Genomic DNA, 17,556 nt, shown 5'->3' on the forward strand with positions numbered 1-17,556 from the left:
CTCATGAGCTTAGAGTCAGTTGCCGCAGGTCGCGCAAGGCCTGGTGGGATGGCGAGCCGGGTTCGGTGGTGTAGAGGACGAGGCGGAGGTCGTCACGGTCGGGCACGGACATGACCTGGCAGATCGCGTCGATCGTGCCGACCGCCGGATGCGTGACCTGCTTGCGCTGCTCCCTGCGGACCTCGACCTCGTACCTGGACCACAGTTCGGCGAAGTGGGGACTGAGCGCGAGCAACTCGGCGACCAGCGCCTGGAGCTTGCGGTCGTCGGGGTAGCAGCCCATGGCCGCCCGCAGATCGGCCACCGATGAGCGGGCGAAGCGGCTCTTCTCCTCGTCGTCGAGGTGCTCGGCGATGTCGGGGGACATGAAGACCCAGCGGATGACGTTCCTGTTCTCGTCCGTCACGCTTTCGAGGCCGCCCATGAGGGCACTGGCCAGGGGGTTCCAGGCGCGGATGTCGTAGCGGGCGTCCAGCACGTACGCGGGGACCTCCTCGAGGAAGGAGATAAGGTGCAGCAGGCTCTCGGGTACGTCCTCTCTGATCTGCGGGGCCTCCACGGCCTGGCCTGCCAGGTGGAACAGGTGGATGCGTTCGTCCTGGCTCAGCATGAGCGCCCTGGCCAGCGCGTTGAGGATCTGCCGCGACGGATGCGGGCCCCTGCCCTGCTCCAGCCTGATGTAGTAGTCGATCGACATGCCCGCCAGCTGCGCGACCTCCTGGCGCCGCAGTCCTGGCGTGCGGCGCCGGTCCCCGGCCGGCAGACCCACTCCGGCCGGGGTGACGTGGGCGCGCCTGATGCGCAGGAAGTCGGCGAGTCCGTCGCGGTTCATGTCCTCCATCCTCCGTCATGGCGGCCTGTACGTAGGTGGTACCGCTGATACCAGGCTCTCCAGGTCTCTCCCGGACCGACTGCGACCTGCGTGAATGTGGAGGCATGACGAAGATCGCACTCATCACGGGCGCCAACAAGGGAATCGGCTACGAGATCGCGCGGCTGCTGGCCGGGCAGGACGTCACCACGATCGTGGGAGCGCGGGACGAGGAGCGCGGGCGGGCCGCCGCGGAGCGGCTCGGGCAGCCGTACGTGCGGCTCGACGTGACCGACGAGGCGAGCGTGACCGCCGCCGCGAAGTGGATCGAGCAGGAGTACGGGAGGCTGGACATCCTGGTCAACAACGCCGCGATCGGCGGCGACATCAGCGCCATCACCCCCAGCACCACCCCTGTGGCGGCGGTCAGGGAGGTCTACGAGACGAACGTGTTCGGCGTGGTGGCGGTGACCAACGCCATGCTGCCGCTGCTGCGGCAGTCGGAGGCCGGGCGGATCGTGAACATGACGAGCGAGCTCGGCTCGCTGACCATGGCGATGGACCCGGAGACCCCCTACTGGCAGTTCAACGCCCTGCCCTACAACTCCTCCAAGACCGCGCTCAACATGATCACCGTCAGCTATGCCAAGGAGCTGATGGACACCCCGATCAAGGTGAACGCGGCCAACCCCGGCTACTGCGCCACCGACCTCAACGGGCACACCGGGTTCAGGACGGCCGAGCAGGGGGCGGCCATCGCCGTGCGGCTCGCGACCCTCGACGCCGACGGCCCTACCGGGGCGTACCTGGAGGATGCCGGCGTGCTCCCTTGGTGAGGTGTCAAGCCCAATGAATCGGACAGAAGGGGGTGATGGGACGAGATCTGGATAAAGAGCGATTCACCGAGGCGGAGTACGCCGCCTTCGGGGAACGCATCCAGGAGCAGCTCGGCGTACTGCGCGAGCTGCTCGCAACCCCCTGCTTCGGCCAGGGCCCGCCCACCATCGGGGCCGAGCTGGAGCTGTTCCTGATCGACGAGCGGGGGCGGCCGCTGCCGCGCAACAGCCAGGTGCGCGACGCCCTCGACGACCCGCGCGTGGTGCTCGAGCTGGGCCGCTACAACCTCGAGGTGAACCTGACCCCGACGCCCCTGGCCGGCGAGCCCTTCGCGCGGCTGGGCGACGAGGTGCAGGAGACGATCACCAAGGTGGACAAGGCCGTGGAGGGTGGCGGCGCGCTGCCCATCGGGATCCTGCCGACGCTCGACGCCGAGGACTTCACGGTCGGCGCGATGAGCGACCAGAACCGCTACCGGGCCATGAGCAGGGGCATCAGGCGGCTGCGGCTGGAGCCGTTCCTGGTCAAGATCGACGATCTGGAGCTCTCGGTGGAGGACGTGATCCTCGAGAGCGCCAACACCTCCTGGCAGGTGCACATGCGTACGCCGCCCGATCGGTTCGCCCGGCTGTTCAACGCCGCCCAGCTCGCCATCGGCCCGGTGCTGGCGGCGTGCGGCAACTCGCCGTTCTTCCTGGGCAGGCAGCTGTGGGAGGAGACGCGGATCGCGCTGATGGAGGAGGCCGCCGACGACCGGGACGTGCAGCGGCGCGAGCGCAGGGACGGGCGCGTCACGTTCGGCTCCGACTGGGTGCGTGAGGGCGCTTACGAGCTGTTCGAGCGGTACGTGCGGGACTACGACCCTGTCATGCCCAGCCTCACGGACGACGCGGAGCCGTACGAGGTGCCCGAGCTGCGGCTGCACCAGGGCACGATCTGGCAGTGGAACCGGCCCGTCTACGACCCGACGGACGGCGGCCACCTGCGGATCGAGATGCGCGCGCTGCCGGCGGGGCCTTCGTGCGCGGACATGGCGGCGAACACGGCGTTCCTGATCGGGTTGACGTTGTCGCAGGCGGAGCGGGATCTGACCGGGTACCGGTTCGCGCAGGCGTACCAGAACTTCTACCGCGCGGCCATGCACGGGCTGGACGCCAAGCTGTCCTGGCCGGGCGAAGACGTCGAGTTCGAGGCGGCCGACCTCGTGCTCCGGCTGCTGCCCGAGGCGCGGGAAGGGCTGCTCGCGGCCGGGGTGACGCCGTCCGACGCCGACCGCGCGCTCGGCGTGATCGCGCAGCGGACCAGGCTGCGCCGTACGGGGGCGGTGTGGCAGCGCGAGGCACTGGAGCGGTTCCGCGGCGACCGGGGGCGGCTCGTACAGCTTTACCGCGAGCTGGCGCTTTCGGGGCTGCCGGTACATTTGTGGCGCTGAACGCAAACCTCCGTCGCTTGCCGTCCGTCAAACTTGGTCAAAGGACGGCAAAGTGAGGATCAAATGGCGGCAACGGGGATGGTTCCCACGGACAAGGCGCGCTTGGCCTTGCGGCGGGAGACGGGCGACCTGGCCGAAGGGGCGGCCAAGCTGGCGGGGGAGATCGGCAGCACCGGCGTCGAGGCGGTGCTGGCGCAGGCCAACCGGGTCGCGGCACACAAGGGGGCCTCGGGCGCGATCGGGTCGATGAGGCCGCGGCCCGTCGAGTGGTACGCCTTCGACGACAAGGACGAGGACACCGTCGACTGGTATCCGCAGGGGCTGACCTGCTCCGACGAGTCCGGCTCCATCGGGGTGCCGGCGTTCCTGGCGACCTGGTACTTCAAGCCGGACGCGGGCGAGCGGGGCATCAGGGTGTCCTTCCTCAGCCCTAAAACCCTGAAATATCAGCATGCACTGCTGGTCGAGGCGAAGCCGGATGGTTCGTACGGGCCGATCAACATCCACGCGGGCGGCATCGCGTGCGACGGCGACCTCGTCTACATCGCCGACACCAAGAGCGGGCTGCGCGTCTTCGACCTGAACCGGGTGCTCGACCTGCGTACCGCCCAGAACGACCTGGGCGACCCCAAACGGATCGGGCGGCACGACGGCAAGTTCCACGCGTTCGGCTACCGGTACGTGATGCCGCAGACCGACTTCTGGCGGGTCGCGAAGGAGGGGCCGCACTTCTCGTTCCTCTCGATCGACCGCAGCGGCGGCACGCCGCGGCTGGTCAGCGGCGAGTACCGGGAGAACGACCCGGGCGGCTGGGTGGCCCGCTGGCCCCTCGCTCTTTCCGGCGGTGAGCCCGAGGACGCCTTCGTGATGGGACAGCCCAAGATCCAGGGGGCCGTCTCGTGGGGCGGGAAGTGGTACCTGAGCCAGGCGGCCGGCGCGGCCGCCAACGGCAAGCTGCTCGTCCACACCGACGGCAAGCTGGAGACGAGGGGCTTCCCGGTCGGGCCGGAGGACCTGACGGTGCAGGGCGGGAAGCTGTGGAGCGTCACCGAGTTCAGGAACAAGCGGATCATCTTCGGCGTGCCCCTGTGACTCAGTCCTTGAGACGGTTGAGGTGCTCGTACAGCACCTCGCGGTAGCGGCGGTCGAAGCCGTCGTAGCGGGCCCGCAGCTCCGCGCCCGGCCAGTCGGCCGGTAGCAGCTCCTCCGGGAGCAGGGGGTCGGCCAGGAGGTGGCGCAGCACGGCGGCCGAGACCAGGAAGCCCTCGGCCAGCCCCTCCGCCCGCTCCAGGGCCCGCTCGAGCCGGCGGGCCTCGGCCGCCCAGCCGTCCAGGTCCCACAGCAGGGGAGTGGGGTCGCCGTGTGGGCGGCCGTCGATCAGCGTGCACTGCGCGGTGACGGTCTCCGGCCACTCGCGCACCAGGTTGGCGGGCCGCATCCAGGTGCCCTCGCGCAGCTCGGCCAGGCGCAGCGCGGTCATGGTGTGCCGGAACGCGGCCCGGTCGGCGGGCGCCCGCCGCTCCGCGGTGACCACGGCCACCTCCCACGTGCCGTCCCACGGTTTGGTGTGCGGGTCGCGGCTCTCGTCCTGCCGGGCCTGGCGCTCGACGAGCCGCTCCGAGAGCGTGTAGAAGCGGCCGTCCTGGAGGAGGTCGCCCGCCGCGACCATGCGTGACAGCGCCACCCGTACGGTGCCCTCGGCGATGCCGAACAGCGCCCCGATGTGCACCAGATGACGGGCCGGAAGGCGCGGCGGGTGGCTGCCCAGCAGCGCGCTCAGCACGGCCGATCTGGCGCTCAGGTTGTTACGCTCTTCCATCGCGTGTCGAGTATATGTAACACTCGCGAGTATGGGGCGCTATCTCATCGAACCTTTCGACCACAGCGACCGCTACGCCACCGAGCGCTACCAGGGCGCGGCCGGCCGCAACTGGTGGACCTGCGATCCCACGCTGCGGCTGCTCATGCGGCGCCACCTGGGTGAGGGATTCGCCTGGGCCGAGCCGCACCTGGACAGGCTGGGCGCGCTGATGGGCGGGCTCGTCGCCGAGTGTGCCGAGGAGACCGACCGCAACCCGCCGCGGCTGGAGAAGTACGACAAGTGGGGCAGGGACGTCAGCCAGGTCGTCATGCCGCCCTCGTTCCAGGCGGCCAGGCAGGCGCTCATGGAGGACAACTTCACCTCGCCGTCGTTCGCCGAAGAGGCCCGGGCCCATGGGGCGAACCCGGCCGCGCTCGCCGCCGCCTGGACGTACCTGCTCGACCAGGCCGACATCGGGATGGGCTGCGCGCTCGGCACGGGCGGGGACATGGTGGTCTCCCTCGCCGAGAAGTACGCCCCGGAGGACGTACGCGAACGGGTGCGGGAGATCTTCGCCAACGGCTTCTACTCCGGCGAGGCCGCTCAGATGTTCACCGAGCGGACGGGCGGCTCGGACCTTGCGGCGCTGGAGGCCACGGCGGTCCCCACCGGCGACGCGTGGCTGCTGACGGGCTTCAAGTGGTTCGCATCCAACGCCAACGGCTCCGCGTTCGTGGTGCTGGCCAGGCGCCCTGACGGGGCCGTGTCGCCGTTCCTCGTGCTGTGGGAGCGCCGGGACGGCACCCGCAACGGGGTGCGGATCAGGCGGCTCAAGGACAAGCTCGGCACCAGGTCGGTCGCGTCGGCAGAGGTCGAGTTCACCGACGCCGAGGCCTTCCCGCTGTCGGGAGAGGGCTCCGGCTCGGGGCTCGGGACCATGATGAAGCTCACCAACGCCTCCAGGCTCGGCGTGGCCATGATGGGCGCCGGCGTGGCCAGGCGCGCGCTCGTGGAGTCGATCTGCTACGCCAGGGCACGCGAGGCGTTCGGACGGCCGCTCATCGACCAGCCGCTGATGCGCCGCAAGCTCGGCGAGCTGATCGTCGAGGTCGAGGCCGCCCAGGCCCTCGTCTTCGACGGCCACGTCGGCCCCCGCCTGCGCATCGCCCCCGCCCTGATCAAGCTCCGCGCCGCCCGGCTCGGCGTGACGGCGGCCAGCGACGCGATCGAGGTGCACGGGGGCAACGGCTACATCGAGCAGTGGCCGGTGGCCCGGCTGCTGCGCGACGCCCAGGTCAACCCGATCTGGGAGGGCGGCGACAACATCCTCTGCCTCGACGTGCGGCGCGCCATGGTGAAGGAGCAGGCCCACCTGCCCCTCCTCGACCGCCTGCGCGACCTGGCCACCTCCGACCTGGTGCACGCGCGCATCGACGACCTTGCCAAGGCTCTCTCGGCGTGGGCCGCCCTGGAGCCCTCCGTGGCAGAGGCGCGGCTGTATCCGCTGGCGCAGTTCATGGCCGACGTGTACGCCGCCGCGCTGCTGGAGGACCAGGCCACGTGGGGGCTCGACGACGGCCGCAAGGCGCTCGTGGCCCGCCTGTACGCCGAGGCGCACCTCGCCGATCACGGCCCGCTGCGCGGTATCGACCGTGCGGCCGAGGAGCCGTTCAACGACCTCCTAGAGGGAGCCGTCGCCCTCTGACGTGCCGGATATTCACTCGATCTCATAGGGCCCCGGCGAGGATGATGGCGGCCATGAGCTTCCGCAAGGGCAAGGGCCGCGAGCCGTCCCGCCGGGAGATCCTGGTGGAGTTGCACGGCTCGCTGGACCGCCGGTGTGCTGGCCGTACAGCTCGGCAATCTGGTCGGTGGTGAAGTCGCTCAGGCGCAGTGACTCGGCGATGATGTTGAACGGGCTGGCGGGGTTCGACCGGCCGGGTTCGCCGCCCGAGGTCTCGGGCAGCGGCGGCACCACTCGCTCAGCGCCGAACCGAACCGGCTGCCCGGTGTGACTGGCGGCCAGGGATCCGGCGGCAGCAACTCGTCCGGCCATCGCGCCCACTCGGCGGCTTCGCGGAGGTAATCCAGCAGAAGCGACTCTGCGGCGGCGTAGTCGTCTCCGCCTTGGCGCGTTCGCAGGAGAACGTCAGGGCGGCGATGTCGCCCTCGGCGGTGAGCTCGGATGCCAGGGTGTCCAGCACGGTCGTCTTGCCGGTCTGCCGGGGCGCGTGCAGCACGAAATAGCGGCCCATCTCGATGAGCACCCGTGCCTGGGGAGTCGCGGCGTGGGGGGCAGCATGTAGTGGCGTCGCGAATCGCACGGGCCGGTGGTGTTGAAGTATTTCGCTCGGGGTGGCCGGATGGTCGCATTCTGTCATCGCCCACTGTGCCGAGTGCGAGGTTCCGCGTCGACGATCTCCTCGTGTGAGCGCTCAGCCTCTGATCTGGCGGGTGATGGAGGGGTCGCCGATCGCGGTGTCGGCGGCCAGGAGGAACGCCTTCGACAAGATGATCGACAGCATGCCGCCATCCTCTTCGAAGGGCAGGAAGACCTGGTCGCCGGAGCCGCGGGGGACGATGCACAGGTAGGCGTCGTTGGGTTCCATCAGGATGTTGCCCGAGCCCAGGTGGATCTTGTACGTGCGCAGATCCCCCCGAACGTGCAGGAAGCGGTCGGTCAGCGTGCAACGGTCGGCAATGGCCAGGCGGGGCAGCAGCCTGGCCATGGCGTCGCGGCGGACCTGGGCGGACTCGGTCAGGTCGCCGAAGCCGTAGGACTGCCAGTATTCGCCGTGTCCCTCGGGGTCCAGGCCAGTGGAGGTGACGCCGACGGCCAGATCGGCGTCACGCAGCGTCTCCGACAAGGTGAGCGCCGGCACCTCGGCCAGCGGCACGCGGGCCCGCATGCCGCCGGTGAAGTGGATGACGCCGCTGACGCAGATGGAGGCGGTGCCGTAGTCGTCCCGTTCGCCGGAATCCGCGTCGAGGTGGAAGTCCCAGTGCGCCGTCAGGCCGCCGGAAAGCTCCTTGGTGGCCTCGGACTCGCCGGACCCGTACACCCAGCCCCAGTGGCCCAGCGACAGGCCGGTCCAGCCACGGCCGGTGAGCAGCGCCTTGGCCTGGCCGTAGCGCAGCAGATGGCCGGCGAAGCGGCGCGAGTGGTCGCGGGTCTCCTCCTCGGCCGGGGTGAGCAGGTAGACCTCGCGGAAGGCCTGCTTGAACGGCTGGCGCAGGCCGATCTCCATCAGGTGGTCGCGCCAGGCACGGACCTCGTCCGCCGAGTGCGCGATCGGATGCCACAGGAGAACGGGTGTGTCCGGGCGCGGCTGGATGCGGCGGCCGGCCGGGTCGGTCAGTTCCCAGGCGCCGTCGACCTGGACCGGGAGCCCGGCGGGGCCCTGGAGGATCTCCCAGATCAGGGCGCGGCCGAAGGCGCCGGTGACCGGGTGGTCGAGGTAGTACTCGCACACCTCGCGCCAGCGCCAGATCCGCTCGGTGGCCAGGGCGCGCTCGATGCGGAAGCGCTCGGCGGGCAGCGCCTTCCTCAACTCCTTGGCGGTGGCCTTGAACTCGGCGAGCAGGTCCCGGTCGACGGCCTTGGGAATGGTCTTGCGGCCTTCGTAGGTGACGGTGCCGTCCAGCGACAGCCGGAGACCGTGCTCGGTACGAGTGCCGTCGGGGCCGAGGCCGAACGTCGGGACGGTGCGGTCCATCAACCGCTCGGGTGACAGCCCGGTCCGTTCGGCGACCGCCTCCAGCGTGCGGTTCACCCCGGCCAGGATGGTCTTCTTGCGTACCTTGGCCTGCACGCGCGCCAGCTGGGCGACCACATCGAGGCCGCCGCGCCGGGCCAGCACCCCGATCGCCGCGTTGGCCAGCAGCTCGCTGCGGGCGTTGGCACCCGACCCGCCGATGCCGGTGCCGCAGGTCACGGCGACGTCGCCGAGCAGCGCGGTCACCCACGGCTCGTCGATCAGCTCGCACGTCCAGACCATGCCGCGCAGCGGCACGGCGGTGCGCTCGCGCAGGAAGACGGTCTCGGTCCACTCCACGTCGCGGTACGGGTGCCGGAACGTCGCCTCGCGATGGGCGGCCACTTGGCGGAGGACGTCGGCGATCACGTCGGCGGCCGGCGCGTTCAGCAGGGCCGCGGTCCGCTTGAGCCACGTGGGGCTGGGCTTGGAGGCGGTGGCGGTGGCGCAGTGCCGCAGCAGCGGCAGGACCTCGGGGGAGGCGAGCCGGGAGGCGAATTTGGCGGCCAGCCGGATCGCGAACGGGTCGTCCTCCCACATGACGTTGCGGACGGCCGCGGCGGGATCGCCGGTCTCCGGCTCGGTCAGCAGCTCCGTCACCGTGCCGCGCAGGATCTCCCACGCCTGCGGGCGATACCGGCGGAAGCCCTCGGGCACCCAGTCCAGCGCGATCCGTCGCTCGGGGTAGGAGATCGAGGCGGTGGCGGCGAGCGGCACCTGGTAGAGATCGGCGTCGTCCTGAGGCCCTGAGTAGACCAGGCGCCACAGACCGGCCACCGTGTTCCTGGACCAGGTCAGCACGTTCTCGGACACCTGGCGGAGCAGCTCGCGGCGGCGCGGGTCGGCCGGGACGGCGCAGAATCGGTCCACCGCCCATATGCCGAAGGTCTCGTCGGGCTCGCCGGCCATCGGCTTTCCCTCCTCGAAAGCCCGGTCCAGCCGCGCGAACTCCTCCTTGTCGGCCTGGCTCAGGTGACCCCACGCGTCCATGTCAGCCTCCGACCAGGGGAACGAGCTTGACGAACGACACCACCGGATCGGCGGTCAGGTCGATCTCCTCGTCGAGGTCCTCGATCTGCCGGTCGCCGATCAGCAGCAGGAAACCGTTGCGGGCGAACGCGGCCTCGGCGGCGTCGGCCTGCCTCTCCCAGTCGAGCCTGCGGGCGGTGCGCATCCGGTAGCCGTTCAGCTCGGCCTCGGCGTCGGTCGGCTTGACCAGGCCGCGGAAGTGCTGGGACGGGGCGGCGTTGTAGCGGGCCACCTCCTCGCGGACGCGGAGCCGTACGAGCTCGCGGGCCGAGATCCGCTCAGGAAGGTCCGGGAGGGAGAACTCCTCTAACGCCCGGCCGGTCGCCGTCTCATCGCGAAACACCACTGATGCCATCGAACACCCTGTTCTGCGAAATTCTGATGATGGCGCAATTCATAGCAACAGCGAACGACAAATCGTCGGCCCCGCCCGGCATACTTCGCGCATGATCAACGATGCCGTCTGCTGGACGGTGATCCAGCCGGTAACCGGGTGGCGAAGTCGAGCTGCGGCATACGCTCAGGCCGCAGCGGCCGCGCTCAGGGGCGGTCGTAGATGGAGTGGTCGCCGATGCGCCGCCACTGCAGGATCGTCTCGCCGTCGTCCTCCGTGGTGAAGCGGAAGGTGGCGTGCCCGTCCGGCGAAGCGAAGTTCCATTCGGTCCACGGCTGTCCGCTTTAGAGGTATAGATCCGGTTGGTGCTCCCTCGCAGGGCACTACCGTAGTACCTGGAGCGAGAGCACGGCTTCCGGCTGTGACATCGGAAATGCGCCGGCCGTAGCGTGGCTTGTCGGTGGTCGGGACCTTCACATGAGCGTACGCTCGGCACGTTTCCCGAGGAAAACCGCACGCTTTCCCGAGGAGGGTGGCATGACCGTACGCGTGGAGCGTGAGGGACCGGTCACCACCGTGGTGATCAGCAGGCCCGAGGCGCGCAACGCGGTCGATCGCAAGACCGCCGACGCGCTGACGGACGCGTTCCGTGACTTCGAGGGCTCCGACGCCGCCGTGGCGGTGCTGTGGGGCGAGGGCGGCACGTTCTGTGCCGGCGCCGACCTCAAGGCGCTCGACAACCACGTCGGCGAGGAGGGCGACGGGCCGATGGGCCCGACCAGGATGCGCCTGACCAAGCCCGTCATCGCCGGCGTGGCAGGCCACGCCGTTGCGGGCGGGCTGGAGCTCGCCCTCTGGTGCGACCTGCGGGTGGCCGAGGAGGGGGCGGTGTTCGGGGTGTTCTGCCGGAGATGGGGGGTGCCGCTGATCGACGGCGGCACCGTACGCCTGCCCAGGCTCATCGGCGCCTCGCGGGCCATGGACATGATCCTCACCGGCCGCGCCGTCGAGGGGCGCGAGGCGTACGAGTGGGGGCTGGCCAACCGGCTCGTGCCCGACGGCACCGCCAGGCTGCGCGCCGAGGAGCTGGCCCGCGAGATCGTCCGCTTCCCGCAGACCTGCCTGCGCGGTGACCGGCTGTCGGCGCTGGAGCAGTACGGGCTGAGCGAGGAGGAGGCGATGCGGAACGAGCTCCGGCATGGTCTCGTCTCGCTGCCCGACGCCGTGGGCGGCGCCGCCCGGTTCGCATCGGGCGCGGGCCGCCACGGCGACTTCGGCGACATCTAGCCCAGGACGGGGAAGTTCGCCCTGATCACGCCGTGCGGGTCGCGGGACCGCTTGAGGTCGCGCAACCTGGCCAGCGACTCGCGCGGGAACGCCGCCGCGGCCTGCTCGCCTCCGTGCAGCATCGTGAACGGCTTGCGTCCGCTGGTGAACGGCACCAGCGCCTTGCCCAGCCGCTCGAGGCGCTCGGCCGTCGCCTCGGAAGGCAGTCCGATCCCGTAGAGCAGGTACGGCTCGTCCAGGTGGCCCGCTGCGCCGCCACCGTCCGCGGGCCTGGTCAGCGCGCCGCCCAGATGCCGGATCTGCAGGCTGATCAGCGGGTCGATCGGCTCGCCCAGCAGCACGCCGGCCACCTGGTCGTCCAGCCCGGTCAGCAGCTCGCACCGGCTCGCCCCCGGCGAGGGGTCGGTGGGCTCGTCGCAGATGGAGCCCAGCTCGGCGACCGGCAGCAGCCTCCTGCTGTCGCTGAGAGCACCGCCGATCAGGTCGAAGGGCCGCAGCAGCCCGCCCGGCTCCTCGCCCAGGTAGGTGCAGTCGATCATGACGAACCCGGAACCGCCGGGGATCTGCAGCAGGTCGAACCAGACCGTCAGCTCGTCCGGCGCGGACGCGGTGACCTCGCGGAAGGCGTCCAGCACCTCGGGCGCCCGCTCGATCGGCCACATGATTCGCCCGCCGTACAACAAGGGGGCGGGACGCAGCTCGAACTCCATCGCCGTCACGATCGCGAAGTCGCCGCCGCCGCCCCGCAGCGCCCAGAACAGCTCCGGATCCCGATCGGCCGTCACCCTGATCCGCGTGCCCTCGGCGTCCACTACGTCGAAGGCCCGCACGGCGTCGGCCGCGAAGCCGTATTTCCTGCTGAACCAGCTCAGCCCGCCGCCCAGCGTGTACCCGACCACGCTCACCACGGGCGAGCTGCCCGCCAGGCCGGTCAATCCGAGCGGGCTCGCCGCGGCCAGCACCTCGCCCCACTTCACGCCCGCGCCGACGCGGGCCACCCCGTTGTCGATCTCCACTCCGCCGAGCCCGCGGGTACGCAGCAGGATCGTGCCCTCGGTGTCGCCGGAGGGGCCGTGGCCGCTCGGCTGCGCGGTCACCGCCAGCCCGTGTAGGCGGGCGTAACCGACCGCGGCCGCCACGTCGTCGGCGTCGGCCACCTCGACGACCGCGCGCACCGGCTGGTCGACGGCCAAATTCCACGGCTGGCGCGCCTCGTCGAAACCCTCGTCGCCGGGGAGGAACACGCGGCCGTTCGTCAGATTCTTCAGTTCGTTCATGCATCCAGGGTGCGTTTTAGGACTTGAGGAGGAGTTGGGGTTGACTTGGGGTTCGTGGAGTTCAGACTGTTCGGCCCGCTTGAGGTGGACGACGACGAGGGCAACCGGCTCGACCTGGGCACCCGCAAGCAGCGGGCGGTCCTGGCCAGGCTGGGGCTCGAGCCTGGCCGCGTCGTCCCGCTCGACCGGTTGATCGAGGAGCTGTGGGCGGGGGAGGCGCCGGCCAAGGCGACGGCGACGCTGCAGGCGTACGTCTCGCATCTGCGGCGGGTGCTGGAGCCGGACCGCAAGCCGCGCACGCCGCCTCAGGTGCTGCTCACCCGCGAGCCCGGCTACCTGCTGAACGTCACGCCCGGCCAGACCGACGTGGGCCGCTTCGCCGCCTGGGCCGCCGACGGCGCGCGCCTGATGAAGCAGGGGCGGCACGCGGAGGCGGCCCGGGTGCTGGACCGGGCGCTCGCGCTGTGGCGCGGGGAGCCGCTGGCCGAGTTCCCCGATCTGGCGCCGGTGGCGTCCGCGCGGCTGGGCGAGCTGCGGCTCGCGGCCGAGGAGGACCGGCTCGAGGCCCGGCTGGCGCTGGGAGAGGCCAGCGTGCCCGACCTGGAGGCGCTGACCGAGGCACATCCCTACCGGGAGCGGGCGTGGGGGCTGCTGGTGGTCGGGCTGTACCGGGCGGGGCGTCAGGCCGACGCGCTCGCGGCGCTGCGCAGGGTGCGCGCTCTGCTCGCCGGCGAGCTGGGGATCGAGCCGGGGCCTGAGCTGAGGCGGCTGGAGCAGGCCGTGTTCGAGCAGGCGCCCGAACTGGACGCGGGAACGCCAGCGAGAGGCGAGGCGGCGCCCGCGGACAGCGCCAGGCCCGCGCCCGTCCTCGACGGGGACAGGCTCGTGGCCAGGGAGGGCGAGCTGGGGGCCCTGGAGGAGCTGCTGTCCGAGGCCAGGCGGGGCCGGGGCGGGCTGGTCCTGGTCACCGGCGAGGCGGGCATCGGGAAGACGAGCCTGGCCAGGGCCGCCGCCGACCTCGCCGCCGCCAGGGGCTTCAGGGTGGAATGGGGGCGATGCCTCGACGGCGGCACCGCTCCGGCGTTCTGGCCCTGGACCAGGGCGGGCCTGATCCCTCCACGCCCGCACGCCGAGCTGTTCGACCTGTACGACGCCGTACTGACCGAGCTGCGCAAAGGCCCCTTGCTGGCGGTGCTCGAGGACCTGCACTGGGCCGACGCCTCCTCGCTGAAGCTGCTCGGCCACGTCGCGGGCGAGCTGGCGAGGACCTCCGCGCTCGTCGTCGCCACGCTCAGACCGGAGCCGGGCGACCACCCGGAGCAGCTGCGCGAGACCCTGGGCGCGCTGGCCAGGGAGGGCCGCAGGCTCCCGCTAGAGCCGTTCGACGCCTCGGGCATACGCGACTACCTGCGCCTGCACGACGTGGCGGCCGACCCGCAGGAGCTGCTCGACCGGTCGGGCGGCAACCCGTTCTACCTCGCCGAGCTGCTCCGTCTCCCGGAACGTGAGCGCCACCTCGTCCCTCCGGGCGCCCGCGACGTCATCGAACGCAGGCTGGCCCGCCTGCCCGAGCCCACCCAGGAGCTGCTCAGAGCCGCCGCGGTCGCGGGCCGCGAGGTGGAGCTGGACCTGCTGACCGCTCTCGTGGACCGCCCGGTCGAGGAGGTCATGTCGCAGCTGGAGCCCGCGCTGGCCGCCGGACTGCTCGCCGAGTCCGCCGATTACCGCTTCTCCCACGCCCTGGTACGTCAGGCCCTCGACGCGGGGCTCACCAGGCTGGACCGCGCCCGCCTGCACCTGCGGGCAGCCGAACACCTGGAGACCGTGCCCGGCGCCGATCCTGTGATCCTGGCGGGCCACTTCGCCGCCGCGGCCAGGCTGGGCGGCGCCCCCAAGGCCGTCACGTACGCCACGCGGGCCGCCCGGCAGGCCGCGGAGCGGCACGGCTACGAGGAGGCCGTCGAGCTGTGGGAGCTGGCGCTCGACCATCTCCCGCCCGGCGACTCGTCCGAACGCTGCCGCGTGCTGACCGAGCTGGGCCAGGCCCGTCGCACCCTGGGCGACGCCGAGGGCGCCTACCGCGACCTGAACGAAGCCGTCGCCCAGGCCCAGCGGCTCGGCGACAGAGACGCGCTGGTGGCGGCCGTCTCGGTCTTCGGCGGCCTGTCGGTGTGGAACTGGCGCCCGTACGGCGTCGTGGACGAGGGCATGGTCGCGCTCCTGGAGGACCTCCTGGCCGGCGACCTCGACGACCGGTCCAGGGCCGCGCTCCTCGGCACGCTCGGCATCGAATTGCACTACGGCCCGCGGCGCGCCGAGGGCGAGCGGCTGGCGCTCGAGGCGGTCGACCTGGCCCGCCGCTCCGGCGACGGCATGCTGCTGGCCAGGGCGCTCAACAACTACCTGATCACGAGCTTCGTACCCGGTCGCAACCGCGAGCGGCTGGCGGCGGCCGAGGAGATGCTGGCCGTCCCCGGGCTGCCCAGGGAGGCCAGGCTGGTGGCGCGGGTGCTGCGCATGGCGTGCCTGCTGCGCGCGGGCGAGCTGGCCGAGTGGAGCAGGGACCTGGCCCGCTGCGAGCAGCTGCTGCACGAGGTCGACCGGCCCGAGCTGGAGGCCATGGTCCGCGTCGCACAGACCGCCGACCACGCCCTGCACGGCCGGTGGGCGGAGGCGGAGGCGCTGGCCGAGCACTTCCCCACGATCTCCTTCGGAGCGAGCCTGTGGGGCCAGGAGGCCCGCCACCTCGGCGTCCTCTACACGTGCCGGCGCGGCCAGGGCCGGGTGGCGGAGATGCTGGACGAGCTGGTGGCCGCGGGCGACCGTCCGCTCATGAGCATGGTGCGCCCGCTCGCCATCCTGGCCTCCCTGGACGTGGGCCGCACCGAGCAGGCGCGGCAGCTCCTCGAACGGTGGGGTGTGGACCTGCGGGAGGACTGGTCGGCGGACTTCTTCTTCCCTGTCTGGGGTCTCGTGTCCGCCCAGCTCGGCACCCCCGACCCCGGGGAGATGTACGAGCGGCTGCTGCCGATCGCCGGCCAGCCCGTCGTCATGGGCACGGGCAGCGCGGCCCTGGGCTCCGTGCAGGACGTGCTGGCCGAGCTCGCGCTCCGGCTCGGGCGAACGGAGAAGGCGCTCGAGCACAACCAGGCGGCCATCGCCACGCACCAGCGGCTCGGCCTGGCCTACTTGGAGTCGCGCAGCCGCGCCCGCCGCGCCGAACTGACGCCCTGAGCCTTGTCGGTGGCCCCGCGTATGGTGGCCCTATGCCTGTCATCGAGGTCGCCGGGCGCGAGGTCCACATCACCAGCCCCGACAAGGTGGTCTTCCCGCAGACCGGTCACACCAAGCTCGACCTGATCAAGTACTACCAGGCCGTGGGCGAGGCGGCGCTGCGGGGCGCCTACGGGCGGCCGATGGTGCTCAAGCGGTTCGTGCACGGCATCGAGCAGGAGGCCTTCTTCCAGAAGCGCGCCCCGGCCAAGCGGCCCGACTGGATCGAGGTGGCCGAGCTGAGATACCGCTCGGGCCTCAGCGCGGAAGAGGTGGTCTGCACCGACCTGGCCCAGCTGCTCTGGGTGGTCAATCTGGGATGCGTCGACCTCAACCCCCATCCGGTGCGCTCCGACGACCTGTCCAGGCCCGACGAGCTGCGCATCGACCTCGACCCGGTGCCCGGCGTCGAGTGGGCCGACGTGCTGGCGACCGCCCAGGTGGCGCGCGAGGTGCTGGCCGACCACGGGCTGGTCGCCTGGCCCAAGACGTCCGGGTCGCGGGGATTCCACGTGTATGCCCGGATCGAGCGGCGCTGGCCGTTCGCGAAGGTGCGCAAGGCGGCCGAGACGGTGGCCCGCGAGGTCGAGCGGCGGGCGCCCGAGCTGGCCACCAGCCGGTGGTGGAAGGAGGAGCGGCACGGCGTGTTCGTCGACTTCAACCAGAACGCCTACGACCGCACGGTGGCCTCCGCCTACTCGGTGCGCGCCGTGCAGGACGCCCGGGTCTCGACGCCGCTGACCTGGGACGAGGTGCCCGGTTGCCGGCCCGAGGCGTTCACGATCGACACCGTGCCCAAGCGGCTGGCCTCGGCCGGCGACCCGTGGGACGACATGGACCTGCACCCCGGCTCGCTCGACGGGCTCCTGGCGCTGGCTGAGGAGCTCGGGCCCGCGCCCAAGCCGCCCAAGGGCACGGGGCGCAGGCAGCAGACCATGCCCGTCATCGAGATCGCGCGGGCGGAGCACAAGGACGAGGCGCTGGCCGGGTTCGAGCGGTGGAAGGCCCGCCATCCTGAGGTCGCGGCCCGGCTGGAGCCCGCCGACGTGCTGGTGGACGGCATGCGGGGGCGCAGCAGCGTGTGGTATCGCGTCCGGGTCAACCTCCAGCACGTCCCGGAGGAGCAGCGGCCGGAGCAGGAGCCGCTGGAGGTCGACTACGACCCCTGGCGCGGCGCCGGCGGCCCCGCCCCGAGCTGACCGGGGCGCCGGGTCTCAGACGATGCGGACGATGATCTTGCCGCTCACGCCGCCCGCCTCCAGGGCCCGGTGCGCCTTGGCAATCTCTTCCAGGGGGAACACGGTGTCCACGACCGGGCGGATGGCGCCGGTCTCCACGTACCGGGTGAGGTCGGCGAAGAGGCGGTGGGTGGGCCGGCCGCTGAAGAAGCGCACGCGCCGCCGGCCGTACACGGTGGAGGCGGCGACGTACGACAGGGACGCGGCGATCCGGTTGACGTCGAAGGCGATCGCCAGCATGCGACCCGTCGGGGTCAGGAGGCGCCGGTAGGCGGGGTGGTCGGTGCCGACGGTGTCCATGACCACGTCGAACCACGGCAGATCCGCAGGCCGCGTGGTGGCGTAGTCATAGGCCTCGTGGGCGCCGAGGTCGCGGACGAGGTCGAGGTTGCGTGCCCCGGCGAGCGCGGTGACGTGGGCGCCGAGTGCCCTGCCGAGCTGCACCGCCGCGACGCCGACGCCGCCGCTGCCGCCGCGTACGA

14 protein-coding genes are annotated in these 17,556 nt (G+C 71.6%); 7 read left to right on the top strand and 7 right to left on the bottom strand.

Annotated elements, in window-relative coordinates:
* Position 1 precedes the first annotated feature (1 nt).
* Complete coding sequence (locus AB0J09_RS13525; protein ID WP_360689592.1) at positions 2-832, bottom strand: helix-turn-helix transcriptional regulator; 831 nt, start codon at positions 830-832, stop codon at positions 2-4.
* 104 nt (positions 833-936) lie between these two features.
* Between AB0J09_RS13525 and AB0J09_RS13530 the strand changes: the two genes are divergently transcribed.
* From AB0J09_RS13530 to AB0J09_RS13540, 3 genes are all read left to right on the top strand, one after another.
* Positions 937-1,647 carry an SDR family oxidoreductase gene (locus tag AB0J09_RS13530; RefSeq protein WP_360689594.1) on the top strand — a complete coding sequence of 237 codons (711 nt, stop codon included), beginning with the start codon at positions 937-939 and terminating at the stop codon, positions 1,645-1,647.
* 35 nt (positions 1,648-1,682) lie between these two features.
* Positions 1,683-3,080: a glutamate--cysteine ligase gene (locus AB0J09_RS13535; protein ID WP_360689596.1), complete on the top strand. Its 1,398-nt coding sequence runs from the start codon at positions 1,683-1,685 to the stop codon at positions 3,078-3,080.
* A gap of 108 nt (positions 3,081-3,188) precedes the next feature.
* The gene (locus tag AB0J09_RS13540) at positions 3,189-4,172 is read left to right on the top strand and encodes a hypothetical protein (protein ID WP_360689598.1); all 984 of its coding nucleotides are present in this window, start codon (positions 3,189-3,191) and stop codon (positions 4,170-4,172) included.
* A 1-nt stretch (position 4,173) separates the two neighbouring features.
* Here the strand turns inward: AB0J09_RS13540 and AB0J09_RS13545 are convergent, their stop codons facing one another.
* Positions 4,174-4,899 (bottom strand): PaaX family transcriptional regulator C-terminal domain-containing protein, encoded by a 726-nt coding sequence (locus AB0J09_RS13545; RefSeq protein ID WP_360689600.1) that lies wholly within the window; start codon positions 4,897-4,899, stop codon positions 4,174-4,176.
* Between the two features lie 31 nt (positions 4,900-4,930).
* Between AB0J09_RS13545 and AB0J09_RS13550 the strand changes: the two genes are divergently transcribed.
* Complete coding sequence (locus AB0J09_RS13550) at positions 4,931-6,586, top strand: acyl-CoA dehydrogenase family protein (protein WP_360689602.1); 1,656 nt, start codon at positions 4,931-4,933, stop codon at positions 6,584-6,586.
* A gap of 277 nt (positions 6,587-6,863) precedes the next feature.
* On the opposite strand, the gene AB0J09_RS13555 is transcribed toward AB0J09_RS13550, so the two are convergent.
* The 3 genes from AB0J09_RS13555 to AB0J09_RS13565 form a co-directional block, all read right to left on the bottom strand.
* Entirely contained in the window at positions 6,864-7,148 is a 285-nt protein-coding gene (locus AB0J09_RS13555) for a hypothetical protein (RefSeq protein WP_360689604.1), read from the bottom strand.
* A gap of 168 nt (positions 7,149-7,316) precedes the next feature.
* Positions 7,317-9,626, bottom strand: a complete 2,310-nt coding sequence (locus AB0J09_RS13560) for a DUF4132 domain-containing protein (protein WP_360689606.1) — start codon at positions 9,624-9,626, stop codon at positions 7,317-7,319.
* Position 9,627: 1 nt separating this feature from the next.
* Positions 9,628-10,020, bottom strand: coding sequence for a hypothetical protein (locus AB0J09_RS13565; RefSeq protein WP_360689608.1), 393 nt, complete (start codon positions 10,018-10,020; stop codon positions 9,628-9,630).
* A 516-nt stretch (positions 10,021-10,536) separates the two neighbouring features.
* Between AB0J09_RS13565 and AB0J09_RS13570 the strand changes: the two genes are divergently transcribed.
* On the top strand, positions 10,537-11,286 hold the full coding sequence (locus tag AB0J09_RS13570; protein ID WP_360689610.1) for a crotonase/enoyl-CoA hydratase family protein: 750 nt from the start codon (positions 10,537-10,539) through the stop codon (positions 11,284-11,286).
* Here AB0J09_RS13570 and AB0J09_RS13575 read toward each other — a convergent pair.
* On the bottom strand, positions 11,283-12,563 hold the full coding sequence (locus AB0J09_RS13575; RefSeq protein ID WP_360689612.1) for an FAD-binding oxidoreductase: 1,281 nt from the start codon (positions 12,561-12,563) through the stop codon (positions 11,283-11,285). The genes AB0J09_RS13570 and AB0J09_RS13575 overlap by 4 nt on opposite strands.
* Before the next feature lie 54 nt (positions 12,564-12,617).
* Between AB0J09_RS13575 and AB0J09_RS13580 the strand changes: the two genes are divergently transcribed.
* Positions 12,618-15,797, top strand: a complete 3,180-nt coding sequence (locus AB0J09_RS13580; RefSeq protein WP_360689614.1) for a BTAD domain-containing putative transcriptional regulator — start codon at positions 12,618-12,620, stop codon at positions 15,795-15,797.
* Between the two features lie 32 nt (positions 15,798-15,829).
* A complete protein-coding gene (gene ligD, locus AB0J09_RS13585; RefSeq protein ID WP_360689616.1) occupies positions 15,830-17,035 on the top strand; it encodes a non-homologous end-joining DNA ligase in 1,206 nt (401 codons plus the stop codon).
* A gap of 15 nt (positions 17,036-17,050) precedes the next feature.
* Here the strand turns inward: ligD and AB0J09_RS13590 are convergent.
* On the bottom strand, positions 17,051-17,556 hold a 506-nt coding region (locus AB0J09_RS13590; RefSeq protein WP_360689618.1), incomplete at its 5' end, for a zinc-binding dehydrogenase.

This window comes from Nonomuraea sp. NPDC049784 (assembly GCF_040659615.1).
Classification (GTDB): Bacteria; Actinomycetota; Actinomycetes; order Streptosporangiales; family Streptosporangiaceae; genus Nonomuraea.

Coding starts and splice junctions, on each gene's coding strand:
- AB0J09_RS13525 (WP_360689592.1), bottom strand. CDS start 832: ATGAACCGCGACGGACTCGCCGACTTCCTGCGCATCAGGCGCGCCCAC.
- AB0J09_RS13530 (WP_360689594.1), top strand. CDS start 937: ATGACGAAGATCGCACTCATCACGGGCGCCAACAAGGGAATCGGCTAC.
- AB0J09_RS13535 (WP_360689596.1), top strand. CDS start 1,683: ATGGGACGAGATCTGGATAAAGAGCGATTCACCGAGGCGGAGTACGCC.
- AB0J09_RS13545 (WP_360689600.1), bottom strand. CDS start 4,899: ATGGAAGAGCGTAACAACCTGAGCGCCAGATCGGCCGTGCTGAGCGCG.
- AB0J09_RS13550 (WP_360689602.1), top strand. CDS start 4,931: ATGGGGCGCTATCTCATCGAACCTTTCGACCACAGCGACCGCTACGCC.
- AB0J09_RS13560 (WP_360689606.1), bottom strand. CDS start 9,626: ATGGACGCGTGGGGTCACCTGAGCCAGGCCGACAAGGAGGAGTTCGCG.
- AB0J09_RS13565 (WP_360689608.1), bottom strand. CDS start 10,020: ATGGCATCAGTGGTGTTTCGCGATGAGACGGCGACCGGCCGGGCGTTA.
- AB0J09_RS13570 (WP_360689610.1), top strand. CDS start 10,537: ATGACCGTACGCGTGGAGCGTGAGGGACCGGTCACCACCGTGGTGATC.
- AB0J09_RS13575 (WP_360689612.1), bottom strand. CDS start 12,563: ATGAACGAACTGAAGAATCTGACGAACGGCCGCGTGTTCCTCCCCGGC.
- ligD (WP_360689616.1), top strand. CDS start 15,830: ATGCCTGTCATCGAGGTCGCCGGGCGCGAGGTCCACATCACCAGCCCC.